Source organism: Puerhibacterium puerhi, from assembly GCF_009846865.1.
Taxonomy (GTDB): domain Bacteria; phylum Actinomycetota; class Actinomycetes; order Actinomycetales; family Cellulomonadaceae; genus Puerhibacterium; species Puerhibacterium puerhi.
The window spans coordinates 100446-106920 of sequence record NZ_WUWN01000010.1 but is presented as its reverse complement, the minus strand read 5'-3'; the positions used below and the strand labels follow the sequence as shown (position 1 = coordinate 106920).

Below are 6475 nucleotides of genomic sequence, written 5' to 3'. Positions count from 1 at the left end.
CGGGACCGGCCGCCCTGCGACCGGCCGCCCGGCTGCGGCGCGGGCGCCGGCGGCGCCGGCGGCACGAACGCCGCGACCTCGCCCACGAGCGCCGTCACGACGGCGTCGCCGGCCACGACGTCGCGCGGGCGCGCGTCGATCTTCGCCTTGCGGGTCAGGTCCTTCACGTCGCCGCGCTGCTCGGGGAGCATCAGGGTGACGACGTCGCCGCCGGACCCGGCGCGGGCGGTGCGCCCGGAGCGGTGCAGGTAGGCCTTGTGCTCCGCCGGCGGGTCGACGTGCACCACGAGCTCCACGTCGTCGACGTGGATGCCGCGCGCCGCGATGTCGGTGGCCACGAGCACCTTCACCTCGCCGGAGGAGAACGCCGCGAGGTTGCGCTCGCGCGCGCCCTGGCCGAGGTTGCCGTGCAGGTCGACCGCCGGCACGCCGGCGGCGGTGAGCTGCTTGGCGAGCTTCTTGGCCTGGTGCTTGGTGCGCGTGAACAGCACGCGGCGGCCGGTGCCGGCGGCGAGCTGGTGCACCACGTCGCGCTTCACCGCGGCGTCGGCCACGGCGAGGATGTGGTGGGTCATCTTCGGCGGCGGCGCGGCGGCCTCGTCGACCGAGTGCGTGACCGGGGCGTGCAGGTACCGCTTGACCAGCACGTCGACGCCGTTGTCCAGCGTGGCGCTGAACAGCAGGCGCTGGCCGCGGGCCGGGGTGCGGTCCATGATGCGCTTGACGCCGGGCAGGAAGCCGAGGTCGGCCATGTGGTCGGCCTCGTCGAGCACGGTGATCTCGACGTCGTCGAGGCTCAGCAGCTTCTGGTTGAGCAGGTCCTCGAGGCGGCCGGGGCACGCGATGAGCACGTCGACGCCGGCGTCGAGCGCCGCGACCTGCTTGTTCTGCGAGACGCCGCCGAACACCGTGGTGGTGCGCAGGCCGAGGGCCTGGGCCAGCGGCGCGGTCGTCGCGTCGATCTGCGAGGCGAGCTCGCGGGTGGGCGCCAGGACGAGGGCGCGGGGGCGGCGCGCGGCGCTGCGGCGCCCGCCGGCGAGGCGGGTGACGACGGGCAGCGCGAACGCGAGCGTCTTGCCGGAGCCGGTGCGGCCGCGGCCGAGCACGTCCTTGCCGGCCAGCGAGTCGGGCAGCGACGCCGCCTGGATGGGGAACGGGGTGGTGATGCCGCGGTCGGTCAGCGAGGTGACGACGGGCGCGGGCAGGCCGAGATCGGCGAAGGTGGTCAAGGAGCAACTCTCAGGCAGGGCGCGGCGCACGCCTCGTCGACGGTCTGCGTCGAGCGCGGGGCTGCCGCGGCGGTGGTGGTGCGTCGCGAAGGAGGTTCACCACGACGCGCGGCGCGCGGCGGATCGCCGCGCAGCCAGGATTGCCCCCAGTCTCTCATGCCGGTGCGCGCGACCCTGCACGGGACCTCCCCGCGGCCCGCCGCCGAGCCCCCGGCGGCTGTGGTTGCATGGCCGCCGTGGACGACTCCCCCGCCTCGTTCTCGGGGTTCCTGACCGCCGCCGGCGACGTGCTCCAGCAGATCTGGACGGTCGCGACGACGCCCGTGGCGGCGCCGTCGCAGGCCGTGGTGCTCGCCGCGGGGCTGGCCGCGCTCGCCGTCGTGCTGGTGACGCCGGTGTGGCGCACGGCGCGGCACGTGGTCACGATCGCGCACGAGGGCGCTCACGCCCTGGCGGCCACCCTGACCGGGCGGCGGCTCGACGGCATCCGCCTGCACTCGGACACCTCCGGCCTGACCATCTCGGCCGGGCGGCCGCGCGGGCTCGGGATGGTGGTGACGTCGTTCGCGGGGTACGTCGGGCCGGGGCTGGTGGGCCTCGGCGCGGCGGGGCTGCTGCACGCGGGCTACGCCGTCGGGTTGCTGTGGCTGCTCGTGGCGCTGCTGGCGCTGCTGCTGCTGAAGATCCGCAACCTCTTCGGGCTGTGGTCGGTGCTGGTGGCCGGCGTCGCGCTGGTGGCGGTCTCCTGGTGGCTGGAGCCGGCCGCCCAGGCGACTGTCGCCTACACGGTGACGTGGTTCCTGCTGATGGGTTCCGTGCGGCCCGTGCTGGAGCTGCAGTCGCAGCGGGCCCGCGGCCAGGCGCGGCAGTCGGACGCCGACCAGCTCGCGCGGCTCACGCGGCTGCCCGGGCTGTTCTGGGTGGCGATGTTCCTGCTGGTCACCGTGGGCGCCCTGGTGCTGGGCGCCTGGTGGATCGTGGGGCCGGCGGCCTGAGCGGCCGGCGGTCCGGAGACGACGACGGCGGGCCGCCCCCGGGAGGGACGGCCCGCCGTCGGGCGCCGTGTGGCCGTCAGGCCTGCGGCGTGAGCACGAACCCGGGGCCCGAGGCGCCCGGGTCGGTGTCGAGCGTCAGGGAGTCCAGCGCCGTGGCTGCCTCCTTCTCGACGAAGACGTGGGTGCTGCCGGCCTCGTCGACCACCTGGTCCTCAGGCTGCGGGGACGGCACGAGCGCGAGCTCGAAGTTGCCGGGCTGGCCGGCGGACTGCGCGATGCGGAGGCCGCCCTCGGCGGGCACGCCCGCCTGCTGGGCCAGATCCTGCACGACCTCGCGGGCGTTGTCGGTGACGGTGAGCACGCTGAGCTCCTTCTCTCCGGTTCTTGCGGGCACGTTCCACCGAATCAACGCACCCGGTGCGACGCAAGGTTGAGACGCGAATTCCCGCGAATCTCCCGCATGACGAGACTCCGTGTGACGCGCGCCGCGGCGCGGGCATAGGGTCCGCCACCGCCCGGCCGGGACGACCGCGTGCCGGCCCTGCGGTGCCGGCCCTGCGGTGCCTGCCCTGCGGTGGCGGGTGATGCTGGACCGACGGCCGCGGACCCGCCGCGGCCGGGACCAGGAGGGGACGCCGTGCCGCACCGCGTGAAGAACGCCTCGGTCGCCGCCACGGGCGAGTGGACCGACCCCGACGACCACGTGCGGGCGCCGGCCGGCGACGTGCACGCCTGGCTGCCCGGCACCAACCAGACGGTGTGCGGTCTCGCGCTGGCGCGCGAGGGTCTGCGGCGCTTCCCCCACATCTCCTGGGCCGACGTGCAACCCGCGACGGGCGGCCACGCCGACCGCGTCACCTCGGTGTGCCGCCGGTGCGCCGCCGGCACGGGCGCCCGGCGCGACGAGAAGCCCTGGTCGCGGCGGGACCCCCGCCCCTGAGCCGCAGGACCGGTGGCGCCGACCTGCCCTCTCGTCGGCCAGGCGACGTGGGCCTGGCGGCATCGAGGGCCTGGCGGCATCGAGGGGCCGCTCGCTATGCGCGCGAGCGCCGTCGCGCGATCGCCTGGTCCACCGCCTCGGGGGTGAAGGTGCGCTCGAGGACCAGCTTCACCCCGCCGAGCGCCTCGGCGGACCTCCCGGCCCGGCCGACCCGGACGTCGAGGACTGCGGTGACGACGGGCAGGCAGCGCTGGAAGAGGGTGCCGCGGACGGCAGCGACGAACGGTGCCGCCGCCGAGAGCGCCCCGCCGAAGACGACGGCGTGCGGGTTCAGGAAGTTGACGATCTCCGCGAGCACCTCGCCGACGAGCCGGCCGGCGTCGCGCAGCGCGCTGATGACCTCGTAGTCGCCCGCGCTCGCCAGCTCCAGGAGGTCGGCGGTCCCGCGGACGTCCCGGCCCTCGGCCCGGAGCCGCGCCGCGATGGCCGAACCGCTCGCGACCGACTCGAGGCAGTTCTCCGTGCCGCAGGAGCACGGGATCAACGAGGTGAGGCTCGTGGGCGTGTGGCTGATCTCGCCGGCGGCGCCGCTGGCGCCCTGGTGCAGGGTTCCCCCCGAGATGAACCCCGAGCCGATCCGGCTGCCGATCTTCACCGCGAGGAGGTGCTGAGCCCCCCGGTCGGCGAGGGATGCCTCCGCGACGGCGAGGAGGTTGGCGTCGTTCTCGACGAGTGCGGGCACCTGGGTGTGGGCCCCCAGCAGCTCGTACACCGCGACCAGGTCCCACCCGGGCAGCTGGACCGACGACGCCACCGAGCCCGTGCGCGAGTCGACCGGCGCGGGGAGGCCGAGGGCGATCCCGCGCAGGTCGTCCGGGGCCTTGCCCACGGCGGTCAGCGCGTCGCGGATCCGCGTCCAGACCTCCGCGACGACGGCCTCGGGGCCGGCCGCGACGTCGAGCGCCGCCTCGGCGTCGGACAGCGGCACACCGGAGAGGTTGGCCAGCAGGACGCGAGCGTGGTTCGCGCCCAGCGTCGCCGCGGCGACCACGCCGGCGTCGCCGCGGACCCGCAGCTCGCGCGCGCGCCGACCGCCGGTCGGGGCCGCGCCCGAGCGTTCCTCGAGGAAGCCCTCCTGCAGGAGCGTCTCCACGCGCTGCGACACGGTCGACGCCGCGAGGCCCGTGGCGCGAGCGATCGCCCCCCGGGTGTCGATGCCCTGGCGGACGAGGTTGAAGATCGCCCCGGGCGACGCAGGCGCGTCGACTCGCTGCTTCACAGGCCCACCGTACCCAATCTTCGTCGAAGTTCGTCTGAGTTTCGGCTTGCTTTATTCGGAATTCGAACTGTAACGTCCACGAAACCACGCAAGGTCTTCGCTGTTCGTACGCTCCCTGGAGGTGCGAACAACGGAACGCAAAGGAGCAGCCTTGAGCGAACTGCACGCGTCACCGCCCCGGCGCAGGGCCGCCAGCCGCGACGGCACGGCCGACCTGCACCGACGCAGGGAGGGCCGAGCGGGCTACGTCTTCGTCGCCCCCACCACGCTGCTGCTCGCGGTGTTCTACCTGTGGCCCCTCGCCCAGACCGTCGTCTTCTCGTTCTCGGACTGGAACCCGGGCACCGGCCGGGTGACCGAGTCCGTCGGCCTGGAGAACTTCACCCACGTCCTGACGGACCCGGAGTTCCGGCGGGCGGTGCTCAACACCCTGGTCTACGTCGTGACGGTCGTGCCCTGCTCGATGGGTCTGGGGCTCGTCTTCGCCGCGCTCCTCGCCCGGCCCTTCCGCGGCCGAGGGCTCTACCGGACGCTGATCTTCACGCCGTACATCGCCCCGATCGTGGGCAGCGCGCTGATCTTCAGCTTCCTGCTGACCCCGCTCGGCGGCCTGGTCAACCAGGGGCTGGGCCTGCTGGGCGTCCGCCCGATCGCCTTCCTGACCACCGAGCCGTGGGCGATGGTCTCCGTCGTCGTCTTCTCCACGTGGCAGCTCGTGGGGTACACGATGATCATCTACTCCGCCGCGCTCACCAACGTGCCCGAGAGCTACCACGAGGCCGCGACGCTCGACGGGGCGGGCCCGGTACGCCGGTTCCTCTCGATCTCCCTGCCGCTCGTCGCGCCGACGTCGGGGTTCCTCGCCATCACCGGCGTCATCGGGGCGCTGCAGGTCTTCACGCAGGTGTACGTCCTGACCGGCGGAGGGCCGCTGGGGTCCACCGAGACGGTCCTGTACTGGATCTACGAGCAGGGGTTCGTGCTGTTCAACGGCGGACCGGCGAGCGCCGCTGCCGTCCTCCTGCTCGTCTTCGGGATCCTCGCGTCGGTCCTGCAGCTGACCGTCATCTCCCGCCGCGACACCGTCGAGCTGAGCTGAGGCACCGATGACCACGACCCTGGAAGCATCGACCGTCGCGAGCACCTCCGCCGGCCGTGGCCCCGGCCGGCGCCAGCCGGCGTCCCGGCGCCTGCGGCGCGCGCTGCCGACGTTCCTGCGGCACGCCGTCCTGATCGTCGCGTCGGTCGCGGCCTTCGGCCCGTTCGTCTGGATGTTCCTCGCGAGCGTCAAGTCGCCGGCCGAGGCCCTCGCCTACCCGCCCACGTTCCTGCCGCGGGAGTGGCGGTTCGACAACTACGTCCGCCTCTTCGACGCGGTCCCCTTCCAGCTGTACTACCGCAACAGCATCCTCGTCACCGTGGCCACCACGGCGGGCCAGGTCCTGACCAGCCTCGCGGCGGGGTACGCGTTCGCCCGGCTCCGGTTCCCCGGGCGCAACGTGCTGTTCGTGGTCCTGCTGGCGGCGCTCCTCGTGCCGTTCGAGGTGGTCTTCACCCCGCTCATCAGCCTCCTCGCCTCGCTCGGATGGCTCAACACCTTCCAGGGGCTGATCGTCCCGAACATCCCCTCGATCCTCGGGGCCTTCCTGTTCCGCCAGTTCTTCGAGGGCTTCCCCACCGAGATCGAGGACGCCAGCCGCCTGGACGGCGCCGGCGTCTGGCGGCGCTTCTGGTCGGTCATCGCCCCCATGGCGGCGCCGATGATCGGCAGCTTCGCGATCCTGTCGTTCGTCTACAACTGGAACAACTTCTTCTTCCAGTTCCTGGTCGTGACGCGCACGGAGTTCTTCACGCTCCCGGTGGGCCTGTCACAGCTCCAGTCGACCCACGGGACGAGCTTCAACCTGCTCATGGCCGGGTCGGCGCTCGCGATCCTGCCCGTGTTCGTCGTGTTCCTGCTGTTCCAGCGACAGATCGTCACCGCTCTGTCCGGAGGCCTGCGATGAGGCTCTCCTCGCCGGCGCACCCGGCC

At 73.6% G+C, this 6475-nt stretch carries 7 protein-coding genes; 4 read left to right on the top strand and 3 right to left on the bottom strand.

The features are described 5' to 3' along the window. On the bottom strand, positions 1-1229 hold a 1229-nt coding region (locus tag GSF02_RS08080), incomplete at its 3' end, for a DEAD/DEAH box helicase (protein WP_159794550.1). Between the two features lie 227 nt (positions 1230-1456). Between GSF02_RS08080 and GSF02_RS08075 the strand changes: the two genes are divergently transcribed. Beyond that, the gene (locus tag GSF02_RS08075; protein ID WP_159794548.1) at positions 1457-2224 is read left to right on the top strand and encodes a M50 family metallopeptidase; all 768 of its coding nucleotides are present in this window, start codon (positions 1457-1459) and stop codon (positions 2222-2224) included. A 76-nt stretch (positions 2225-2300) separates the two neighbouring features. On the opposite strand, the gene GSF02_RS08070 is transcribed toward GSF02_RS08075, so the two are convergent. Further along, positions 2301-2585 (bottom strand): iron-sulfur cluster biosynthesis family protein, encoded by a 285-nt coding sequence (locus tag GSF02_RS08070; protein ID WP_159794546.1) that lies wholly within the window; start codon positions 2583-2585, stop codon positions 2301-2303. A gap of 276 nt (positions 2586-2861) precedes the next feature. Here GSF02_RS08070 and GSF02_RS08065 point away from each other — a divergent pair, with 276 nt between their 5' ends. Continuing rightward, positions 2862-3164 (top strand): hypothetical protein, encoded by a 303-nt coding sequence (locus tag GSF02_RS08065; protein ID WP_159794544.1) that lies wholly within the window; start codon positions 2862-2864, stop codon positions 3162-3164. A 94-nt stretch (positions 3165-3258) separates the two neighbouring features. Here GSF02_RS08065 and GSF02_RS08060 read toward each other — a convergent pair whose 3' ends face one another. Next, positions 3259-4443, bottom strand: coding sequence for an ROK family transcriptional regulator (locus GSF02_RS08060; protein ID WP_159794542.1), 1185 nt, complete (start codon positions 4441-4443; stop codon positions 3259-3261). A 151-nt stretch (positions 4444-4594) separates the two neighbouring features. Between GSF02_RS08060 and GSF02_RS08055 the strand changes: the two genes are divergently transcribed. Next, positions 4595-5542, top strand: coding sequence for a carbohydrate ABC transporter permease (locus tag GSF02_RS08055; protein ID WP_159794540.1), 948 nt, complete (start codon positions 4595-4597; stop codon positions 5540-5542). Between the two features lie 7 nt (positions 5543-5549). Continuing rightward, positions 5550-6449, top strand: a complete 900-nt coding sequence (locus tag GSF02_RS08050; protein WP_159794538.1) for a carbohydrate ABC transporter permease — start codon at positions 5550-5552, stop codon at positions 6447-6449. Positions 6450-6475 lie beyond the last annotated feature (26 nt).

Excerpts from the sequence above, each read along its gene's own strand:
- GSF02_RS08075 (WP_159794548.1), top strand. The coding sequence starts at position 1,457 with ATGGCCGCCGTGGACGACTCCCCCGCCTCGTTCTCGGGGTTCCTGACC.
- GSF02_RS08050 (WP_159794538.1), top strand. The coding sequence starts at position 5,550 with ATGACCACGACCCTGGAAGCATCGACCGTCGCGAGCACCTCCGCCGGC.